The following is a 20,103-nucleotide window of genomic DNA, read 5'->3' as shown; positions in this document are numbered from 1 at the left end:
ACTTTCTCTTAAGTTTTAGAATAAATTGTTTAAAGAGCTTTCTAATTTTTTATGAGCAAACTGAAAACCTGTGTTTTCTATTTTTTTAGAAGAAACTCTACTTCCAGTTGTTAATATTATTGACAATTCACCAAAAATTAGTTTTAATAAAAAAGCAGGCACTCCAATTGGTAGAAACGGCCTTTTTGTTTTTTTAGCCAATAGTTTTGTAAACGTATAACTGGTTTGTTCTTCTGGCGCCACTGCATTAAAAATTCCTGTTAACTTATTTTCAACAGCAAAAACGAACATAGCAGTTAGGTCATTAATATCAATCCAAGGTAAATATTGTTTTCCGTTTACAATTGGAGTAATAATGGGTGTTTTCATTTTTTCTAACGCTCCGCCTTTTTTACTCAATACAATTCCGAGTCTAAAAATTGTAGTTGGAACATCAATTTTATCAAACTCTAAAACTGAGTTTTCCCAAAGTTGGCAAACATTGCCAAGAAAATCGTTTGCAGAAATATCATTTTCTGTAAAAATTTTCTCTGAAGTAATTGCTCCGTAATAACCAACAGCAGATGCAGAAATAAAACCACGAAGCGACACATTTAATTCTTGTACTTTATCTAATAATAGTTGTGTAGATTTTGTTCTGCTATTAATAATTTCTTCTTTTCTTTTGGATGTCCATCTTTTATCGGCAATTCCTGCGCCAGCTAAATGAATGATGTAATCAAGGTTTTCAAAAGCTTTTTCATCTATAAAATTGTTAGAAATATCCCAAGAAAACTCATTTTTTTCTTTTGGAGTTCTTGTTAAAACACGAACATTATAATTTTTGTTAGTCAATTTTTCTGCAAGTAGTTTTCCAACCATTCCAGTTCCTCCAGTAATTAAAATTGTTGCCATCATTCAAAAATAAGGATTCTTTTCATAAAAAAAACAATTATTTCTCCGTCACTTAAACTACATAAAATCAAGTATTTATAATTTATTTTTTAAATAAAATTCATTTTTATCAAAAAAAATAAAACCGTGCCTTTCATTTTCTCGTAAGTAGAGGTGAATAAGTAATTAACTAAAATTTACAATCATGAAAAAAATGAAATTAATTATTGGAACATGCGCATTTGCAGTATTAGGTTTAATCTTATATGCAGCAGATCATATTGATGCTCCAGCAGTCTCAGGTGGTTCAAGTGACATCACCGATTTTTACGCCTTTCAAGGTGAAAACACCAACAATTTAGTTTTTGTTGCCAACGTACAAGGATTATTAAGTCCGATGGCATCACAAACCGCAAAATTTGACGAAAACGTTTTGGTAGAATTTAACATTGATACCAACGATGACAAAATTGAAGATTGGGTAATACAAGCAATTCCAAGAAACGGAAAAATGTATTTCTTCGGTCCATTTATGCCAAATACCACAGGTTTAAATAGTACAATTCCCACAGATGATTCTGAATATGGAGTTGCAATTACGCCATACGGAGCAAGTGCAATTGTAGGAACAAAAGGAGAAATGAAATATTTTGCTGGTCCAAGAGACGATCCTTTCTTTATGGATTTTGCACAATACGGAGAAATTATTGGCGGTAGAGCAACAAGCTTTAACGATCCTGGGGCAGATACTTTTGCAGGAACAAATGTTTTATCTATTGTAGTTGAAGTTCCAAAATCTATGATTGGCGGAACAGGAACTATTAATACTTGGGTAGAATCAAAAGTAAAACAATAATAAAATATCAACTTTAAAACTTAAAATTATGAAACTTAAAAACATAAAATACTTATCAATTATAGTAGTAGCAGTAATTGCTTTTGCAAGTTGTACTAAAGAGGATACAATGATGGAAGAGGTAGCTATTGATTTTTCTGGAACTTTTGTTCAAAAAGATCAAATGGGAAGACCAGCAATTAATACTGTATTTGTAAATTCAAATATGAAAGATGCTTTTAATACTACAATTCCTTCTCAACAAGGAGCTGCATTTCAAACAATGTTCGAAACAAATTTAAAAGCGTTAAGTCCGGCGTACGCAAATGCAGGAGATAAAAATGCATTAATGTTAGACGCTGCAACTTTTACAAGTGTTTTGGCAACCGATGTATTAACGGTTTCTTTAGACGGAACAACTACTTTTTATGACGGTACAAATGTGTTAACAGGAAGAGCGTTGGCAGATGATGTTATTACTGTAGAATTGTTATTGATTTTTGGAGGAGAAGATTTTTCTGAAAACCCAACATTATCAGATGATCATGTAGATGCAAATGATAAAACTTTTTTAACATCGTTTCCTTACTTGGCTTCGCCTTGGTAAAAAGCAGAATTTAAAAATTGGCTGTTGTAATAGACGGCCAGTTTTAAATACTAATTATGAATTAAAATCCTTCGAGAAAATGAAAACTCAACAAACTATATTTTTAGCATTATTTACTTTTGTTTTACTTAGTTGTTCAACAAAAAATAATACTACAATTACACATAAAAGCGATTACGATACGTATTTAAATTTATCGGAAAATACTTCAAAAACAACTGCCCAAAAAGAGCTTACTTTTTGGCAGGAAAAACTTAAAAAGCAACCAAGCCAATATCCGTATTTAGGGAAAATTGCTAGCGCAAATACGATGCTATTTTCATCTGATGGAAACATAGAGTATTTAGTAAATGCAGAAAAGAAATTAGTAGAATTAAACAGTAAAACCAATTATACAAACTCTGGTAGTTTAAGGGCTTTGGCTAGAAATTATATTTCTCAGCATAAGTTTAAAGAAGCTTTAGAATTGGTAAAAAAAGCAGAAACTTTAGGAGATAATTTAAAAGCAACTCAAAAAATGCTTTTTGATATCCATTTAGAGTTAGGAAATTATACAGAAGCAGAAAGTTATTTAACTGAAATTAAAAGCTTTTCAGATTTTGATTATTTGATTAGAGATTCTAAATGGAACGATCATATTGGCGATTTAGATTCTGCAATCCATTTTATGGAAAAGGCAACTGAAATTGCTGAATCTTCAAATAATACAAATTTAAAAATTTGGTCTTACACAAATTTAGCAGATTATTATGGTCATAATAATGAAATTAAAAAAGCATATACTTTTTATTTAAAGTCTTTAAAATTAGATGCTAATAATTCGTATGCAAAAAAAGGAATTGCTTGGATTGTGTATTCTCATGAGAAAAACCCAGAAGAAGCATTGCGAATTTTAAATTCGATTTCTAAAGAAAATGCATCTCCAGATTATTATTTGTTAAAGGCAGAAATTGCCGAGTTTAAGAATAATTTAACAAGTAAAAATGAAAACCTAGACTTATATTTGTTAGCTGTAAATAATGACTTTTATGGCGATATGTATAATCAATACAATGCCAAACTATTTTTAGAAGAGTTTGATAAGAAAGCCGAAGCTATGGCAATTATTCAAAAGGAAATTGAAAACAGACCAACACCACAATCTTATGATTTATTGGCGTGGTATTATTTTCAAACCAAAGAATATACTAAAGCATTAGAATTAATGAATTCTTATGTTGTTGGAAAAACATTTGAGCCAGAAGCGCAATATCATTTAGCAGAAATTTACAAAGTAAACGGTTTTACAAAAAAGGCTTTAAAGATTAAAAAAGAATTGCTAGAAAGTGCTTTTGAGTTAGGGCCATTAATGGAGAAAAAAATTAATTATATTTAAAAAAAACTGTTTTGAAAACGAAAATTTTACTTTCTGTTTGTACAATGTTGTTTAGCTTACAAAGTTTTGCACAGCTATTTTCTGGTCGAATTGTGAATACAGATAAAGAACCTTTAGAAAATGTTTACGTATATAATACAACGTCAAATAGTCATACACACACAAAAATTAACGGAGATTTTATTTTAGAAAACTGTAAAGTTGGAGATGTTATTGAAGTAGGAATCTTAGGTTATAAAAAACTACAATTTACTTTAAATGACACTCAACTTAAAAACAATACAACGTTAATTTTAGAAACCAAAGTGTTTTTATTAGATGAATTGATGTTGACTAAAAAAATGGATCCAATACAAACTGTTGTAAAAATAGATTTGGCTAAAAACCCAGTAAATTCATCGCAAGATATTTTACAAAAAGTTCCAGGTTTGTTTATCGGTCAACATGCTGGTGGAGGAAAAGCAGAACAAATATTTTTACGTGGTTTTGATATAGATCACGGTACAGATTTAAGTTTGTCTGTTGACGGAATGCCGGTAAATATGGTTTCTCATGCGCACGGACAAGGATATAGCGATTTACATTTTTTGATTCCAGAAACCATTCAGAAAATTAATTTTGGGAAAGGACCTTATTATGCAAATCATGGAGATTTTAATACGGCTGGATATGTAGATTTTAAAACTAAATCAGCAATACAAAAAAGTCAAATTAACATTGGTATTGGTCAATTTAATACTTTTAGAACCTTAGGAATGTTTAATTTATTAGGGAATAAAGGTAATGAAAGTGCTTACGTTGCTTTAGAGTATTTAGCAACTGATGGTTTTGTAGAATCGCCTCAAAACTTTAGCCGAATTAATTTGTTTAGTAAATACAATACATACTTAAAAGACAACAGTAAATTTACATTAACAGCTTCTCATTTTACAAGCAAATGGGATGCTTCTGGACAAATTCCGCAAAGAGAAATTGACAATAAAAATATCACTCGTTTTGGATCAATTGATGATACCGAAGGAGGAGAAACATCTAGAACAAATTTAAATTTTCAATACAATAAAACTTTGGATGATAATGTAGAATTACAAACCAATGTTTTTTATACAAAATATGCTTTTAAACTGTTTTCAAACTTTACGTTCTTTTTAGATGATCCAATTAATGGAGATCAAATTAAGCAACAAGAAGATAGAGATATCTTTGGATTTAATTCCCAGTTTAAAAAGAGTACAAACATTTCTGATATTGATGTAATCTTAACAGCAGGTACAGGTTTAAGAACTGATGTTGTAAAAAATGTTGAATTATCGCACACATTAAACAGAAAAACATTGCTTAATAATATTCAGTTAGGTGATGTAAATCAAACCAATTACTATGCGTTTTTAAATGCTGAATTTGAATTTGGAAACTTTACAATTGCACCAGCTCTGCGTTTAGATTATTTAGATTTTCAATATAATGATGCTTTACAACCAACTTACACAAGTGAATCGGCATCTAAAGCAATTGTAAATCCGAAGTTAAACTTTACCTACACACCAAATGAAAATGTACAATGGTTTATAAAATCTGGAATTGGTTTTCATTCAAACGACACGCGTGTTGTTGTAAAACAAACCAATAAAACATTGCCAAGAGCTTATGGTTTAGATTTTGGGAATAGTTGGAAACCAACATCAAAATTAATTTTAAACACAGAACTTTGGTATTTATTCTCTGAGGAAGAATTTGTGTATGTAGGTGATGCCGGAATTGTAGAACCATCAGGAGAATCTGAACGTTATGGTTTAGATGTAGGAATTCGTTATCAGTTTGCAGATTGGTTGTACTTTAATACTGATGCAACATTTACAAAAGCAAGAAGTGTAGAAGAAGTTGCGGGTCAAGATTACATTCCGTTAGCTCCAAAAGTTACTTTAACTGGCGGATTATCAGTAAATAATTATAATAATTTTTCTGGCGGAATTAACTATAAATATATTGGAGATAGAGCTGCAAACGAAGACAATTCTATTGTGGCAGAAGGATATTTTGTTGCAGACGCAAATGTAAATTATAAAATGAACAATTTAACATTGGGTATTTCTTTTGAGAATTTATTTGATGTTGAGTGGAACGAAACTCAGTTTGCAACAGAATCTAGATTAAAAAACGAAGCAAATCCAGTAGAAGAAATTCATTTTACACCAGGAACACCATTTTCAGCAAAACTATCAGTTAGTTATACATTTTAAAAATACAGTTGATTTTTTATCGGGGGATCTAAATCAATGTTTGTTATTATATTGTTTTGAAGGATTCAAATAGTAACAAAAAAAATAGCCGCTTTTAAAGCGGCTATTTTCATGTGTAAAATTTTCTTTCTAAGGGCTTACTGCACCTAATGTATACAATTGTTCTAAAGTTGGCGAAACGCTTCCTCCTTCAGGCTCTAATGTAATTCCGAATGCTTGAGATTGGTTTGGGTTTTCAATCGAGAAAATCTTATTTGCATCCGCAGTAAAATTATCAATTGTACCTAAACTTGTTGGCGACAACGGATTCAGTTTTAAAGACCAAACCTGATATACTTTTCCTTCTGGTGGATTTGGTAAACCTTGCGCGTCTAAATAAATATTCTGCGTTTTTTTATCCCAATATACTTTTGCGTACGCTTCAGGAAAAACTTTTTGTCCTTGTAACGGAATCGAAATAATATTTTTATCTCTAATTATTGTTAGTAATTTTTTGTTCTGCGCTAAATCTATTGATGCTTTTTCTAATTGTAACTCAAATAGCTGTTTTTCTGTATTTAATGCTTCTAGTTTGTTGTTTAAATTAGAAGTATTATAAACAGAATACGTTAATGTAGAGCCAATAATAATTGCTGCTGCCCAACCAGAATATTTTGCCCAGTTATTTGTTGATTTTGATATAGAAACTACTTTAGAAGTATTTTCTTTATCCTGAATCATTTTTATTAAAATATTCTTAAAAGAATTTTCTGTTTCTTTAGGCGCAACACTAGAAGTAAGTGTAGAAATGGTTTTTTCTATTTCTCTAATTTCTTCTAATATCTCTGGATGTTCTTGTAGTAAACGATATACTTGTTCGTTTTCTTTTTCAGAAAGCGCACCAGCAATATATAGCTCTAATATTCCAGATTCTATGTGTTCGTTTTTTGTCATTATTTTAGCATGAGTCTTAGCTCATTTATACAATTTCTATTTCTTGTTTTTATAGTTCCTAACGGAACATCTAAACTTTCAGAAACTTCTTTTTGAGTAAATCCTTTAAAATATAAAAGTTCTATTACTTTAATACATTTATCTTTTAATTTATTTACAAAGTTTCTAATCCCGATAGCATCCGTTTTTGAATCTAAACTATCATGTGTCTCTAATATATCTACGAAAATTTGGGCATCTAGGTTTTTAGAATTGTTCTTAAAGTTTTTAGAACGTGTTTTATCTATGGCTGCATTTCTAGCAATATTGATAATCCAGGTAAAAAAACGCCCTTTTTTTGCAGCATAAGAATCTGCGTTATTTCAGGCTTTGATAAAAACATCTTGTGCAATTTCTTCTGCAGATTCTTTATCTCTAACAATATTAAAAACAACACCTTGTACACTTTTATGATACATTTCATATAAAGTTTCAAAAGCTTTTACATCTTTATTTTTAAATTGAACAACAAGTTCTTCTAATTGCATCTATAAGTTTTTAAGAGGTTGTAAAATACTAAAAACAATTACCAATCTCCTCTAGATTTCATATTTCTTTCACAAAGTAGAATTATTTCTTTAATTCTTTTTTCTCTTGTAGCTTCTCTTTTTACTTGATGCAACCAATATAAATAGCTTTTTCTATAACTTGGAGCAAAGTTTTTATAGTTAGAAAAAGCAGTTGAGTTATTATCGAATACTTGTTGTAAATCATCCGGAATAATTCCTTTTTCTACAGCATCTAAAGCTGTCCAAGAACCATTACTTTTCGCAATTTTAATTTTATCTAAACCAGAAGGATGCATCAACTTATCTTTCAGTAATTCTTTAATGTACCTTTTGTTTAAAGCGCTCCAAACACTTTTGTCGTTTCTTGGACCAAATGTTTGTTTTCTTTTTCCGTTTCCTAAACTTTTCACGGTAGAATCTATCCATCCAAAACACAAAGCAACTTTTACAGCTTCTTCCCATCGCATTGATTCTTCTCTGTTTTCTACTTTATAGAAAATTAAATAAACTCCGTTTGAGGAACTGTAGTTTGCAGAAAGCCATTTTCTCCATTCAATATCATTTTTAAAATAGAGTTCTGGTTTTTTTACCATTTTCTAATAATTTTAGAAGGGAAAACAACAACACTTTCGTGTCCGTCTTTTCCAATAGCTGCAACTCCAAATAAATAATTGTCAACAACAATACCTTCTAAAACAAAACGAGAAACATCACCAACATAACGACTTTTATCCCAAGTAGGAGAAGTAGTGTCTCTCCAGTAGATTTTATACCCTTTAGCGCCTTTTACTTTATCCCATTCTAATTTTACAGATGCTTGAACTGCACCTCCAATTCCAACATTTGTTGGTGATGGTGGAGCAGAAGCTAAGCCAGCCATTGTAATTGCATTTACAGCAGTTAACTTTTTTGCGTAATCAAAATTTACGTGCTCAAAAGTATCGCCATATTTAATGCCATTTTCTACTCTAATATTTTGATGTTGTTGTGTGTAATTTTCGTGGGCTTCCATAATTCTGATTCCTGCAAAACCCAAATCATTAAAAGGTCTGTGATGTCCGCCACGACCAAAACGATCTAATCTGTAAATCATCATCGGATTCATTTCTGGCATATAGGTTTTTGTCATTTTATGTGTATAACGAGCTAATTGACGAGAAATACCGTCAACTTCTCCGCCATAAAAACGTCTTGCTCTACGTTGTCTTTCTGTTTCATTTGCAGGAACTGGTTCTGAAAAAATTCTAAACGTTCTATTGTCAATTACGCCATCAACTCCAGTAATATTTCCAATCATATCATTATTTAAAACACCAATAATATCCCAACCTTTGTCTTTTGCATATTTTGCCAAGCCTGCGCCGCCAAACAATCCTTGTTCTTCGCCAGATAAGCCAACATAAATAATACTATTTTCAAATTTATATTTTGATAAGACTCTAGCGGCTTCAATGGTTCCTGCCATTCCGGAAGCGTTATCGTTTGCGCCAGGAGCATCATTACTTGCACGAGAGTCAATATCTCCACTCATAATAATATATCTGTTCGGGTATTTTGTTCCTTTTTGTACGGCAACAACATTTACAATCCAAGCGTCATGAGGAACTCTATTACTCATTTTAGTGGTTACTAAATCTTTTTGATAAAAGACATTGATACAATCATTACAATCTTTAGAAATGTTTTCGAATTCAGATTTTATCCAACGACGAGCTGCACCAATTCCACGAGTATTAGAAATAGTATCAGAAAAGGTGTTTCTTGTACCAAATTCAGTTAACGTTTTAATGTCTTTTTTAATTCTATCTGCTGATACATTATCAATAATGTCATAAATTTTTTGATCTGTTTGTGCAGTTAAAAAGATAGTTGCAAATAAAGCGAAAGTTGTAAGTGTTTTTTTCATTGATTTAATTTTTAAAATACCAAAATGGAATATGAATATCTGTTACAAGTATTGTGTCATTTTTTCTTTTTCTTAATCTTTTTAATTTTAAAATATGTTTTCCTTCAGAAAGGTTTTTGATGTTGATGTAGGTTTCAAATCCAAATTGTTTTTTTTTATTCTTTGCAATTAAAAAATCTTTATTAAACTGAACGGAATCAATATAAATTTGATGCATTTTGTTTAAAACTTCTAAATATTTTTTTGTTAAACTATCTCTTTTTACTAAAGATTCTGTAGAATTAAACATAATAATATCAGTTTTAAAACCTCTTGTATCATTTTTTGGTTTTAATGATGGATGATAATTATAAATCTGGTTTTCTACATTTTCTGTAAAAATTTTAAAGATTTTTAAATATGGATCGGTAATTACTTTAGATTGAATGGTGGCAATCTTTGCAAAATCATCACCTTTAACTAATAAATCTTCGTAGTTCCTATTATCAATATATGTAGAAGATACATGCTTCGCTGATTCTAAGTAATTAGTATTGTTGTTTTTAAAAGAAATAAGGATTGAAATTATAATATAAGATGGTACTAAAAAAAAGCTTAATCTTTTGGTAAATTTATTATCTAAAAAATTATAAACTAATGGTCTATACAGGAAAGTTAAAGTAAGAAAACTAAATACCCAATAAAATGGAAAATAAATTTTAGAAAGCCATTTGTTCTTTTTTAAATATCCTTGCGTTAAAAAATCTATAAAAACTAAAAATGCGCCAATGAGTATAAAAAATAAGAAAAATACACCAATAAATACTCTAGAAAACTCAGGCAAACTATCATTAGCAATAATTAAAGTTGAAATTCCTACAATACTAAGAATAATGATAGAAATTGAAATAACGTAGAAAATGAGTAAAAATGATGCAGCAAATAATACACTACAATAATTCTCTAAAGTTGCTACATATTTATCAAAAGAAACAATTTTCTTTTCTAGGTATTTTGTGAATTTTGGACTGTAGTTTAGCTTTTCAAAATCTATTTCTCCAGAAACATAACGCAAACCTAAAGCGCCAATCCATAAACCTCTTAGAATTACATGAATTAATAAGTTAAAAATTAAAATACAACAAGCTATAAAAGCAATTAATAATAGTCCGAAAGCGTAAATCTGTTTATCATTTTCTGCTATAATCATTTCCGTTCTAACAAACGGAATAGCAGTAATTAACCCAAAAATAGCAAAACCAGAAATTAGTAATTCTAGTTGCCAACTTTCTTGCTGAAGTTTGTCTAACAGCTTTTTAAATTTACTGTCTTTATAATCGTTATTCATTAAAAAAATATTTTTTTTAAAGATACAGACTTTTTAAAAACAAAAAAACCATTTCATTTACTGAAATAAATTCAATAAATAAAATGGTTTTAGTAATTGAATTTAAAGAAAGAGGTTATTCTTCTTTATCCATTTTTTTTACCAAGTTAAACCCAATAAATAATGAAGCTCCAGCACATAAAAAGATAGATGCTGCATAGAATGTTTCTGGGCTTACATATTTTTCTGGACGACTCTTCCAAGGTCCATCATAAGCAAAGTTATAACTTAAAAGAGTTCCTAATAAAATTCCAACTCCAATTCCCATTGCCAATAAACCTAAGTTTAATATAAAAACTTTAGCCAAAGACGGTGCACCTTTTCTTCTTTCTCCTTGCATAAATATTTTTGCATCTACACCTTTTTCTATCAATGCTAAGCGTTCTTTGTTTCTCGTTGAAAAGAATAAATAAAAGATTCCGAAAAATGTTCCAAAAATTATTGCGAATACTGCTACTTCCATAATTGTTATTTTAAATGATTAATTTTAATGCGTTCATTCCATATGACTTTGTCTTTTTAAAAAAGGTTACAAAAAAAAGATAAATAATTTTTTTTAGATATTTTGTAACCTAATTATTAGAATAGAAGTCAAAGATAATAATGACCAAGCTAACTGACGAAAACTATATAGAAAAAACCATTAAAGGAGATTCTAATGCTTTTGCTTTCTTAATTGATAAGTATAAGGATATGGTTTTTACGTTAGCAATAAAAATGGTAAAGAATAGAGAAGTTGCAGAAGAGGTTTCGCAGGATGCATTTTTAAAAGCCTATAAATATTTATCAAAATTTAAAGGCGATTCGAAATTTTCTACTTGGTTGTATAAAATTGCCTACAACACATGTTTGGACGCTATTAAAAAGAATTCGAATCAAAAAAATAATATAACAATTGATGAAATTACAATTAACTATATTTCATCTGTAGAAACTGTTTTAGACGGAATAGAAAGAGAAGAAAGAGCAGAAATCATAAACGATTGTTTAGAACAATTGCCAGAAGATGAAAAAGCAATATTATTGTTTTTCTATTTTAAAGAGTTAAGTTTAAAAGAAATTATAGAAATTACATCTATAAGCGAAACAAATGTTAAAGTAAAATTACACAGAGCTCGTAAAAAATTATTGAGTATTGTAAAAAACACTGTAGAACCTGAATTAATTAGCCATTATGGGAGAAAATAAACATATTAAAGAAATTGATGCTTTTGCAAAAAAGTATGTAAAAGAGATTCCGACAGAAACTCCTTCAGTAGATTTTACATCAAATTTAATGAAGTCAATTACGCAATTAGAACCTGTAAAAAGTACAATAGTTTACAAACCATTAATATCTAAAAAAGGTTGGTTTGTTGTTGGGTTAGCAATTCTAGCAATTATTCTAATTCCTTTTAGTTCTTCTAAAGAAGAAATAGTTACATTACCAAAACTAGATTTTTCTTTTCTAAATAAATTGAGTTTTTCTGGTGTTTTTGAAAACCTAGCAGTTTCTAATACAACATTTATTATAACAACTATTTTTGGGTTATTGTTATCAATTCAAATAATATATTTAAAAGGATATTTCGAAAAAAAGTTACATTAATCTAAAGAGTGCTTCTTTCTAAATCTCACAGAATGCCACCAACATAATAAACCTAATGAAGCGTAAACAAATCCTGGTAATCCAAAATGTAATCCTATTTTAAATTTTGCTAAAATAAACGATATAAACCCAACAATTACAAATATTAAAAAGTGACGAGCGTAAAATAATAAATTGTAATTTTTACCTTCTTTTCTATCTTTTTTAAAAGCTCTTAAGTACATTAAATACACAGATAAAAAAATAGATAAAAACCCAACACTATACATTTGAAAAATATTAGACAATTGATCTATGTTTATTTTTTTTCCTCCAAGAGCTGTGTTTAATAAAGATTTTACAGGAAATACATAAAATAATACTGTAAAAAGCAGTATCATATTTAAGGCGATAATCCAATTATCAATATAATCTGTTCTTCTAAAAAAATTATAATGAACTTTCCAAATTGCCATCATTACAAAAAAACTCACAGCAAAACTCACCAAATTTGGGAGTTCTTCTTTAAAAGAAATTAGATCTGTGGTAATACCAACATTAACAACCATTAAAGTTGCAGCAAAAGCAAAAACACCATCGCTAACAGCTTCTAATCTATTTTTAGAATGTAGAAGTTTCATAATTAATCAGACACTAAAGCTAGTTGTGTACCAGCCGAATTTACAAGAATTCTCGAAATATTTTTGAACTTATTTATTGGAAACGTATGAAAAATACTCCAATCGCTATCAGTTGCTGGGTTAAATTTCATAATTGTATTTCCAACTGCAATTAATAATGTTCCGTCTGGCAACCAACAAACATCTTCTTTATTACCAACGGTTTCAATAATTTTTCTTCGTTCACCATTTTTAGGATTATACATTGTAACTTCCCATTGTTCTTTATCTTTGTTGATATAACTTACAAAAGTAGTATTGGGAATATGATGTACAGATCTACCTACTTTTTTTTGAATGGTTGTATTTCTATTTGATTTTAATTCGCTTTTAATTAAATCTAAATCTTCGCCAACAATAACAGCATTTATAGTAGTATTTTTATCGTACCACATTGGATACGCAACCTTTAAATCTGCAATAATTTCTGTGTCTTTTCCTGTTTTATAATTGTATTTGTAAAATCGTTGTAAACCATCAGTATCTAACCTTACAGCAGAAATATCTTTAGATTTCGGAATTCGTTGCGGCGAATATTCTCCGCCATTTGGTGTGCTATTTATAAATTTAATTTTGCCAGTTTTTATATTGTATTCTGCAATATCTGTTTGTTTATTTCTGGTTGATGAAAAAATAACTGAATTCTTTGAATAAAAATGTGGCTGACTGTCGTAACCTGGATTGTTAGAAATATTTTTTCCGCTACCAACAGACCAATTTCCTTTGTTGTTGTTTATTTTAAAAAGATAAACTTCTGTGTTTGTTTGCGCAACAGCAAAAGTAGTAGCAAATAAAAAGAATAGGATTTTTTTCATTTTTTATGATTGAGTTTTTCAAATATACTAAAATTCTTATTGCAGATTTGGTTATTTCATAAATGTAAAGTATATTTGTCATATGGTAAAAATAGTTTTACTTAATATAAAATAAATTTGTCAATTATGGGTTCAAAAAAAATTATAGACTGCGAAAGAAGTACTATACAGAAAATTTTAGATTTTCGATTACCACAATATTTTAAAATGATTGGAATTGTGTTGTTTGCAGTTTCTTTTTTATTTATGTTTTTAAAATCTTCCTTTCCAGAATATGCATCAGTAATAAAAGAAGCTACAAAAAAGCTAATGCTTGTAGCCATGTTGCTTATGTCTATGGCAAGAGATAAAGAAGAAGACGAGTTAATAACATTAATCAGAGGTCAATCATATGCAGCAGCATTTATTTTAGGAGTTATTTATGCCTTAATAATGCCTTATGTTGAGTTTGGAGTATCTAACTTGGTAAATTCTGAAGTAGAGCCTTTTAAAGAATTAGGAGATTTTCAGATATTAATTTTTATGCTAATGATACAATTAATGTATTATCATATTTTAAAGAGAAATAGATAATGGTAAATACAATTAAAGTAGAACGGGCAATATTAAATCTTACTCAAGACGATTTAGCAAAAAAAATTGGTGTTTCTAGGCAAACCATTAATTCTATAGAAGCTAATAGATATGTGCCTTCCACAGTGTTGGCGTTAAAGCTATCTGAGGTTTTTGGTAAGCCAGTGAACGATTTTTTTAAACTTAGCGAAACAGATTAACTAAAAAACCTCTTTGAAAAAATCAAAGAGGTTTTTTATTGTAAGAAAACAGTTCTCTTAAGCCATTACTTTGCTTATTTGAACCACAGGTTCTGCATTTGTAAAGTTTGGTAAATCAGCTAAAATTTCAGAAGCATTTGGTCCAAAAGAATTTTGAAAAGAATCTACAGATTCAAAATAAATGTTTCCTATTGCGGCAAAAGTTGCAGGAGAATTTGGAACTGGTCCACCTAATCCTTCTTCTACAGTTGCACCTTTTATAGCATTACCTAATAATTTGGCAACTAACGGAATGTGAGAATCTAAATAATAATCCATGTTAAATGTTTTGTCTTCTCCTGATGGATATAGTACGCTTAGTTTAATCATTCCTGGTTTCATAAATTGTTGTTTATGGTTAGTTTTTTGTAAGTTACAACAAATATACTTAGAGTAAGTGTTTTTAAATTAATCTAGAGAACTGTAAATTAGCGGTAAAGAAGCATCTAAAAACATTCCTTTTTTAAAATCTTTTTGAAATTGATCCCAATTAAAATTATAAACCGCTTTTTTATCTTTATTTTTTATTGGATTTGGAAACAAAGTATCATCAAAAAAATAATCAGTTTTAATATCTGTAACTTTAATTTGGTGTTTTTTGTCTAAATAATTAATTATAGACTGTAATGTATTAAATTGATATACATAACTTTCTACCAAATTATCTCCAAATAAATCTAATCCTAAACACATCCATTCTAAATTTAATTGATAGTCATTTTTATCAATATTAAAATAGACACCAATATAAAAAACCATGCCTTCATAGTTTTCTAAATTTTGATGCTTTATAGAAAATGCTCCTTTTTTTGCATTAAATGCAAAAGTATTTAGCTCTTCAAAGTTTTTAAAAAAAACAGTTTTAGAAGTCATTGATTACAATTTTAAAAAACAGTTTTAAGATAGAGGATTAGTAATAGGAAGCTCTTTTTTGCTAGAAATAAAATTAAAAACTTCTCTAATTGTTTGCTTTCTAATTTTACGTTGCATATCCATATCAACTTGTTTTAAAGTGTATTGAAATTTAAGATCTAAATAATCAACTTTCATTTCTACTACTTTTAAATTGTATGTTTTTGGCTCTATATATTGACTAAAACTTTTAAGCGAAGAAATAATTTCTTTTTCAAGTAGTTCAACACTATCAATATATTTTAATGCGATTTGAAAATCAACCGTCATAAAACGAGCATCTCTTTTAGTGTAGTTGATAATTTCGTTGTAATGTACTTTAGAGTTTGGAATGATAACAATATCATCATCATCATTTAAAACCTTTACTTTTAGCATATTAATTTCTACTATTTTTCCTTTTAGATGATCAATCTTTACATAATCGCCAATTTCAAAAGTGTTGGAAAAACTTAGGTAAATTCCGCTGATAAAATCAACGATATATTCTTTAGTTAAAATTGCAATTGCCGCTGCAACAATGGTTAACGATGTTATTAAATCCTTTGGATTTACACCACTAAAAAAGCTGATAAGCATAATAATGGCAGCTATACCAACTGTAAAATTAGCGATATTTTCGATTCCAAAATGAACATTATTTTTTTTACCTGTAGAAATTTTATTTCTTTTAGAATACAAGTATTTTGCCAGATTTGCAGTAAAAATGACAGAGATGTAAAAAATAAAAAAAGCAACTAAAGATTGTAATTCGTTATACTTTTGTATAAAGCCATGAGTTGTTTCGTTAAAAAGCTTTAGATAGATTATACCGATTAATAGTATCGGATATAAAGCAAATTTCCATTTTCTATTCATCTTAATTTCTTTTATTCAAAGATAGTGAAAAGAATAATGTACAATTTAAAAATGTAAATACATTACATGATTTGGGTTTGTATGTGTGGCAGAAATTCTAAAATCGTACGTTCCTACAATTTTAAAACCCATTTTTGTGTAAAAATTAATGGCGCGTTTGTTTTCTATCCAAACATGCAACCAAATTCCTTGTTGTTGGTGTTGTTTAGCAAATTCAATATTAAAATTGAATAGTTTTTTTCCTAATTGTAAACCATAAAATTCTTTAAGCAAATACAATCTGCTTAAACAAGTTGTGTTATTTGAAGTAATATTTTTGTTGGGTGTATTGAGTGTAATTTTAGAATATCCGGCCAGTTTATTATTGTGATATATCAAATAATAATGATTTTCTGGATTTGAGATTTCTTTAATAAATGTGGTTTCATTAAAATTTTCTGAAACATAAAAATCTACATCTTCTTTAGATGCAGAATGTCCGTGCGCTGGTAAAAAAGTTTCTTTAGCAAGTTCTGCTAAGGTTTTTGCGTCTGTTAGTTTGGCTTTGGTAATGTTGTGCAATCTTAAATAGTTTATTTAATTATTAAATATGCTAAAATAATTAATACAGCTACTATGATTGCTAAAATAATTGTGTTTTTATCAAATCCTGAACTCCAAGGTTTTACATTTTGTGATTTATAAAACTGGTCTTTATCTAATCCATTGCCTTTTAGAAAAGTGTCTTTATTGTACTTGAAAATAAATGAATCTTTTGGTAAATTTTCTTTATAAGTTTGAAAATGAATAGATTTTTCCAAAAGCTCTCTGTATTTTTCCATTATAAGACTTCCAGGGTTTCTTTTTTTTCTTTCTCCAAAAACCACTTCAGTTACAGCTCTCATATATACAGGAGGTCCTAAATGAAAGACTCCACGTGGATTAATTAAATACCTGCCTTTTAGATTGTAATCAATGGCTTTTTTAAAAATAGGATTACCTTTTGAGCTTATCATAAAATCTTGAGAAAAATCAACATCATTATACGTAGGTAAAACACACTTTGTATTGGGTTTTATAACAGTATTAAAACTAATGTTACAATACCTATCTATATCAATATAAATACCACCTTCTTTGTAAATTTTTATCAACCTCCAAAGATCTAATTTTTCAACAATTTTTTTATTTTTTATTTTAAAATATTCCCATTTACTAAGGTTTTTTATAAGATAACTGTCTACATCCTTGTCGTCACTAATTTCTAATTTATAATTGGGATTTAATTTTTTTAGATTAACAAGACCGTTTAAAATTAATGGAGATTGACTATTTAAAATATTTTTATTTTTCCATGAAACATGAATGATTTTAGGTATCGGTTCTAGCTTAGATAGATCTAATTTTATTTCCATTTTAAATTTAATATTTCTTTGCTTATTATTTAGTAAATTGTAGCATTACAATTTACAAAAAAAAACCTCTCTGTTTGCACAAAGAGGTTTTGGGTTTATTTGTCATTGCGATTGTAATGAGGAAATCTTGTAAATGAGAAACAGGTTATTTCGCTATTGCTCGTAATGACGTTTTATTTTTATGAGATTGCCACGTCATTTGTTCTCGACTACGCTCGAACTGACATTTCTCGTAATGACACTTCGTGTCTATTTAATCAATTCGTATGAACGTTTGATAAAATTGGTCAACTCTTCACCATGTAATAGGTTTTGAGACAACTTTGCCAAATCAAAAGATTGTTTAATTAAACGCTCTTGTTTTTTAGCGGTTTTGGTGTTTAAAATTTCCCCAACTAATGGATGATTTGTATTTACCACCAAATTGTACATGTCTGGCATATTTCCCATTCCCATCATTCCGCCACCAGTTGCGCTCATTTCTTTCATTCTACGCATAAATTCTGGAACTGTAATTAAAAAAGGAGAAGCTGCAGAATCCATCGCTTCTAACTGAACTGTGTATGTTTCTTTAGGAACAGCAGCTTCAATAATTGGCTTTAATTTATCTTTTTCTTCGTCAGATAATTTAGAAATAATAGTATCGTCTTTCTTAATTAAATTATCAATATGATCAGAATCTACACGCGTAAATTTTAACTTTTCGTTGCTTCCTTCTAACTTCTGAATTAAATGCCCAACAATTGGAGAATCTAACAACAACACTTCATATCCTTTTGCTTTTGCATCTTGTATATAACTGTGTTGTGCTTCTTTATTTGCAGCGTACAAAATGATTTGATTTCCATCTTTATCGGTTTGTGCGTCTTTTGTTTTCTCTTTTAATTCTTCTAAGTTAAAATACGTATCATTTACCGTTGGATACAATGCAAAACTTTGCGCTTTGTCAAAAAATTTATCGTCAGATAACATTCCGTATTCAATAATTACTTTGATGTCGTTCCATTTTTGCTCAAAATCTTCACGGTTGTTTTTGTACAACGAGTTTAATTTATCAGCTACTTTTTTGGTGATGTATCCAGAAATCTTCTTCACCGCACCGTCTGCTTGTAAATACGAACGAGAAACGTTTAACGGAATGTCTGGAGAGTCAATTACACCTTTTAACATTTGTAAGAAATCTGGTACAATTCCTTCAACATTATCCGTTACAAAAACTTGATTTTGATACAACTGAATCTTGTCTTTTTGAATGTCCATATTCGGACTCAACTTTGGAAAAAATAAAATCCCAGTTAAGTTAAACGGATAATCAACGTTTAAATGGATGTGAAATAAAGACTCTTCAAATTGCATTGGATACAATTCTCTGTAAAAGTTCTTATAATCTTCATCTTCTAAATCAGCCGGTTTTTTTGTCCACGCAGGTGTTGTATTGTTGATGATATTATCAACCTCAATTTGTTTGTGTGGTTCCGTTGTTTCTTTACCGTCTTTATCTTTTGTAGTTTTTGGTGTAAAATCTGGATCGTTTACTTTTTTTGTTCCAAATTTAATTGGAACTTGATTAAAACGATTGTATTTGTTTAGCAAACTAGAAATTTTAGATTCTTCTAAAAAGTCTTTTTCATCATCAGAAATGTGTAAAATAATTTCTGTTCCTCTTTCTGTTTTGTCGTGTACTTCAATAGTATATTCTGGAGAACCATCACAGGTCCAATGAGCAGCTGGCTCGTCTTTAAAAGATTTGGTAATAATTTCTACTTTTTCTGCAACCATAAATGCAGAATAGAAACCTAATCCGAAGTGACCAATTACACCAGTATCGTTATTGTCGTCTTTGTATTTTTCTAAAAATTCTTCAGCACCAGAAAACGCAATTTGGTTGATGTATTTTTCAACTTCATCAGCCGTCATTCCAATTCCGTTGTCTTTAATTGTAAGTGTTTTCTTTTCTTTGTCGATGCTAATTTCAATTTTAGCATCACCTAATTCTACTTTGGCTTCGCCGATAGCAATTAAGTGTTTTAATTTTGTAGTTGCGTCTGTTCCGTTAGAAATTAACTCACGTAAAAATATTTCGTGATCAGAATACAAGAACTTTTTAATTAACGGAAAAATATTTTCTACCGATACATTAATGTTTCCTTTACTCATAATTTTATATTTATTTTAGATTTTTAATTTATTACTGTCACTTCGGGTGATTTTCTTTTTTTGAAAATTGTATCGAGAAGTCTTTTTTCTCGATACTAATTTTATTGTTCCTCAAAATTCACTCGAACAGACAATTCGTTTATTTCATTTACTAATAGTCAAATAAAATACCAAAAGAAAATTTGTGACAAACTGACATAAAAAAAACGCCAATATAAAATATTG

22 protein-coding genes and 1 pseudogene are annotated in these 20,103 nt (G+C 29.0%); 8 read left to right on the top strand and 15 right to left on the bottom strand.

Features of this window, described 5'->3' with window-relative positions; all coding sequences use genetic code 11:
- Positions 1 to 15: 15 nt before the first annotated feature.
- Positions 16 to 897 carry a TIGR01777 family oxidoreductase gene (locus ABDX67_RS05795; RefSeq protein WP_347174018.1) on the bottom strand — a complete coding sequence of 294 codons (882 nt, stop codon included), beginning with the start codon at positions 895 to 897 and terminating at the stop codon, positions 16 to 18.
- Between the two features lie 181 nt (positions 898 to 1,078).
- Here ABDX67_RS05795 and ABDX67_RS05790 point away from each other — a divergent pair, with 181 nt between their 5' ends.
- The 4 genes from ABDX67_RS05790 (at position 1,079) to ABDX67_RS05775 (ending at position 5,930) form a co-directional block, all read left to right on the top strand.
- A complete protein-coding gene (locus ABDX67_RS05790) occupies positions 1,079 to 1,729 on the top strand; it encodes a DUF4331 family protein (RefSeq protein WP_347174017.1) in 651 nt (216 codons plus the stop codon).
- Between the two features lie 109 nt (positions 1,730 to 1,838).
- Complete coding sequence (locus ABDX67_RS05785) at positions 1,839 to 2,315, top strand: DUF4331 family protein (protein WP_488168663.1); 477 nt, start codon at positions 1,839 to 1,841, stop codon at positions 2,313 to 2,315.
- Between the two features lie 79 nt (positions 2,316 to 2,394).
- Positions 2,395 to 3,690 (top strand): tetratricopeptide repeat protein, encoded by a 1,296-nt coding sequence (locus tag ABDX67_RS05780; protein ID WP_347174015.1) that lies wholly within the window; start codon positions 2,395 to 2,397, stop codon positions 3,688 to 3,690.
- 44 nt (positions 3,691 to 3,734) lie between these two features.
- The gene (locus ABDX67_RS05775; protein ID WP_347174287.1) at positions 3,735 to 5,930 is read left to right on the top strand and encodes a TonB-dependent receptor; all 2,196 of its coding nucleotides are present in this window, start codon (positions 3,735 to 3,737) and stop codon (positions 5,928 to 5,930) included.
- 129 nt (positions 5,931 to 6,059) lie between these two features.
- Here ABDX67_RS05775 and ABDX67_RS05770 read toward each other — a convergent pair whose 3' ends face one another.
- The 6 genes and pseudogenes from ABDX67_RS05770 to ABDX67_RS05745 all read right to left on the bottom strand — a co-directional run bounded on the left by ABDX67_RS05770 (position 6,060) and on the right by ABDX67_RS05745 (position 11,146).
- Entirely contained in the window at positions 6,060 to 6,863 is an 804-nt protein-coding gene (locus ABDX67_RS05770; RefSeq protein ID WP_347174014.1) for an anti-sigma factor, read from the bottom strand.
- Positions 6,863 to 7,390: pseudogene (locus ABDX67_RS05765) on the bottom strand (RNA polymerase sigma factor). The gene ABDX67_RS05770 and the pseudogene ABDX67_RS05765 overlap by 1 nt, the downstream one beginning before the upstream one ends.
- 38 nt (positions 7,391 to 7,428) lie before the next feature.
- A complete protein-coding gene (locus tag ABDX67_RS05760; protein ID WP_347174013.1) occupies positions 7,429 to 8,004 on the bottom strand; it encodes a YdeI/OmpD-associated family protein in 576 nt (191 codons plus the stop codon).
- Positions 7,998 to 9,317 (bottom strand): M28 family peptidase, encoded by a 1,320-nt coding sequence (locus ABDX67_RS05755; protein ID WP_347174012.1) that lies wholly within the window; start codon positions 9,315 to 9,317, stop codon positions 7,998 to 8,000. The genes ABDX67_RS05760 and ABDX67_RS05755 overlap by 7 nt, the downstream gene beginning before the upstream one ends.
- A gap of 4 nt (positions 9,318 to 9,321) precedes the next feature.
- Positions 9,322 to 10,644 (bottom strand): hypothetical protein, encoded by a 1,323-nt coding sequence (locus ABDX67_RS05750; protein ID WP_347174011.1) that lies wholly within the window; start codon positions 10,642 to 10,644, stop codon positions 9,322 to 9,324.
- Positions 10,645 to 10,759: 115 nt separating this feature from the next.
- Complete coding sequence (locus ABDX67_RS05745) at positions 10,760 to 11,146, bottom strand: DUF6249 domain-containing protein (protein ID WP_347174010.1); 387 nt, start codon at positions 11,144 to 11,146, stop codon at positions 10,760 to 10,762.
- Between the two features lie 140 nt (positions 11,147 to 11,286).
- Here ABDX67_RS05745 and ABDX67_RS05740 point away from each other — a divergent pair, with 140 nt between their 5' ends.
- The gene (locus ABDX67_RS05740) at positions 11,287 to 11,871 is read left to right on the top strand and encodes an RNA polymerase sigma factor (RefSeq protein WP_347174009.1); all 585 of its coding nucleotides are present in this window, start codon (positions 11,287 to 11,289) and stop codon (positions 11,869 to 11,871) included.
- Entirely contained in the window at positions 11,858 to 12,271 is a 414-nt protein-coding gene (locus ABDX67_RS05735) for a hypothetical protein (RefSeq protein ID WP_347174008.1), read from the top strand. Before ABDX67_RS05740 ends, ABDX67_RS05735 begins: the two co-directional genes overlap by 14 nt.
- Here ABDX67_RS05735 and ABDX67_RS05730 read toward each other — a convergent pair.
- Together ABDX67_RS05730 and ABDX67_RS05725 are read right to left on the bottom strand one after the other, a co-directional pair.
- Positions 12,268 to 12,891 (bottom strand): TMEM175 family protein, encoded by a 624-nt coding sequence (locus ABDX67_RS05730; protein ID WP_347174007.1) that lies wholly within the window; start codon positions 12,889 to 12,891, stop codon positions 12,268 to 12,270. The two genes, ABDX67_RS05735 and ABDX67_RS05730, sit on opposite strands and share 4 nt — an antisense overlap.
- 2 nt (positions 12,892 to 12,893) lie before the next feature.
- Complete coding sequence (locus tag ABDX67_RS05725) at positions 12,894 to 13,745, bottom strand: TolB-like translocation protein (RefSeq protein ID WP_347174006.1); 852 nt, start codon at positions 13,743 to 13,745, stop codon at positions 12,894 to 12,896.
- 126 nt (positions 13,746 to 13,871) lie between these two features.
- On the opposite strand from ABDX67_RS05725, the gene ABDX67_RS05720 reads away from it, so the two are divergent.
- Positions 13,872 to 14,318, top strand: a complete 447-nt coding sequence (locus ABDX67_RS05720; protein ID WP_347174005.1) for a hypothetical protein — start codon at positions 13,872 to 13,874, stop codon at positions 14,316 to 14,318.
- Complete coding sequence (locus tag ABDX67_RS05715; RefSeq protein WP_347174004.1) at positions 14,318 to 14,518, top strand: helix-turn-helix transcriptional regulator; 201 nt, start codon at positions 14,318 to 14,320, stop codon at positions 14,516 to 14,518. Before ABDX67_RS05720 ends, ABDX67_RS05715 begins: the two co-directional genes overlap by 1 nt.
- Positions 14,519 to 14,575: 57 nt before the next feature.
- Here ABDX67_RS05715 and ABDX67_RS05710 read toward each other — a convergent pair whose 3' ends face one another.
- From ABDX67_RS05710 to htpG, 6 genes are all read right to left on the bottom strand, one after another.
- Complete coding sequence (locus ABDX67_RS05710; RefSeq protein ID WP_347174003.1) at positions 14,576 to 14,899, bottom strand: EthD family reductase; 324 nt, start codon at positions 14,897 to 14,899, stop codon at positions 14,576 to 14,578.
- 66 nt (positions 14,900 to 14,965) lie between these two features.
- Entirely contained in the window at positions 14,966 to 15,430 is a 465-nt protein-coding gene (locus ABDX67_RS05705; RefSeq protein WP_347174002.1) for a hypothetical protein, read from the bottom strand.
- Between the two features lie 24 nt (positions 15,431 to 15,454).
- Positions 15,455 to 16,327: a mechanosensitive ion channel family protein gene (locus tag ABDX67_RS05700; RefSeq protein ID WP_347174001.1), complete on the bottom strand. Its 873-nt coding sequence runs from the start codon at positions 16,325 to 16,327 to the stop codon at positions 15,455 to 15,457.
- Positions 16,328 to 16,372: 45 nt separating this feature from the next.
- Positions 16,373 to 16,888 carry a GNAT family N-acetyltransferase gene (locus ABDX67_RS05695; RefSeq protein WP_347174000.1) on the bottom strand — a complete coding sequence of 172 codons (516 nt, stop codon included), beginning with the start codon at positions 16,886 to 16,888 and terminating at the stop codon, positions 16,373 to 16,375.
- Between the two features lie 11 nt (positions 16,889 to 16,899).
- Positions 16,900 to 17,721: a glycosyltransferase family 32 protein gene (locus tag ABDX67_RS05690; protein ID WP_347173999.1), complete on the bottom strand. Its 822-nt coding sequence runs from the start codon at positions 17,719 to 17,721 to the stop codon at positions 16,900 to 16,902.
- A 249-nt stretch (positions 17,722 to 17,970) separates the two neighbouring features.
- Positions 17,971 to 19,878 carry a molecular chaperone HtpG gene (gene htpG / locus ABDX67_RS05685; RefSeq protein WP_347173998.1) on the bottom strand — a complete coding sequence of 636 codons (1,908 nt, stop codon included), beginning with the start codon at positions 19,876 to 19,878 and terminating at the stop codon, positions 17,971 to 17,973.
- Between the last annotated feature and the right edge of the window lie 225 nt (positions 19,879 to 20,103).

This window comes from Polaribacter uvawellassae (assembly GCF_039748955.1).
Classification (GTDB): Bacteria; Bacteroidota; Bacteroidia; order Flavobacteriales; family Flavobacteriaceae; genus Polaribacter; species Polaribacter uvawellassae.
The sequence above is the reverse complement of the archived record's forward strand: the minus strand, read 5'-3'. Positions and strand labels throughout refer to the sequence as shown.